The following is a 754-nucleotide window of genomic DNA, read 5'->3' as shown; positions in this document are numbered from 1 at the left end:
CAACTGAGTTCCCCAGCTGTTTCTCCTCACCCTTTTGTTCCGCAAGAGATTGATCTTCTTCGCATCCTGATTCCACAGCTGGGGTTGCTGGATCAGAATCTTTTATCTCAGCAGTTTCTTTAGATGGTGGCTGAGACTCAGTACCTTGTTGGGCAAGAGTGTGATTATCCTTGCCCCCTGATTCCATGGCTGAGGTTGCTGGATCTGGTTGCTTCGGTTCGGCTTCGAGTTTGTCAGGTGTTTGTTTCTCGCCCGGTGTTGCTTCGGCTCCTGGTCTTGGTTGTCCTATTCCATCAACTGGTTTTGTCTCTGTTTCATTCTCTACTATTGGAGTTTTTTCGGGTTGAACTGGTCTACCTTCCTCAGATTTTGGTTCATCTTCTTCCTTAGTCCCAACTGCAATCACCTTGTTCACTGGCTCTTTTGTGATTATATTTTCTATGACTTTGCTAGATTCTTCCCCATTAACGATAGTGACTTCCGTATAGATGGTGCGTTCACCAACAACACCTTCTTGAACAACTTTAGTTTGCCCTTTAGCTAAGGTTGCATCTTCTTGTTCTATCGTTTGGAAAGCAACCTCCTCTGTAGTAACTAGCAATTCTAGTTTCTCTACTGTGACATTTAACACACCTTTCTCAGGACTTGTTTTATAATCACTATTATCTTCTGCTTTGGTCTGAGGAAGTGGAGTGTCTTCTTTAGTACCAACCAAGATTACTTTTTGGCGCATAGCTTTAGTTGTTTCAGTTTT

The 754-nt window shown here is 43.1% G+C and carries 1 protein-coding gene; it reads right to left on the bottom strand.

Going from position 1 to position 754, the window contains the following annotated elements; translation table 11 throughout:
• Window positions 1-733: G5 domain-containing protein (locus ADH54_RS10755; protein ID WP_239682671.1), on the bottom strand; the 733-nt coding region annotated here is incomplete at its 3' end.
• Between the last annotated feature and the right edge of the window lie 21 nt (window positions 734-754).

Origin of the sequence: Streptococcus pseudopneumoniae, assembly GCF_001072315.1 — a bacterium.
Lineage (GTDB): Bacteria > Bacillota > Bacilli > Lactobacillales > Streptococcaceae > Streptococcus > Streptococcus pseudopneumoniae_R.
This window is presented reverse-complemented; position numbering and strand designations above follow the sequence as displayed.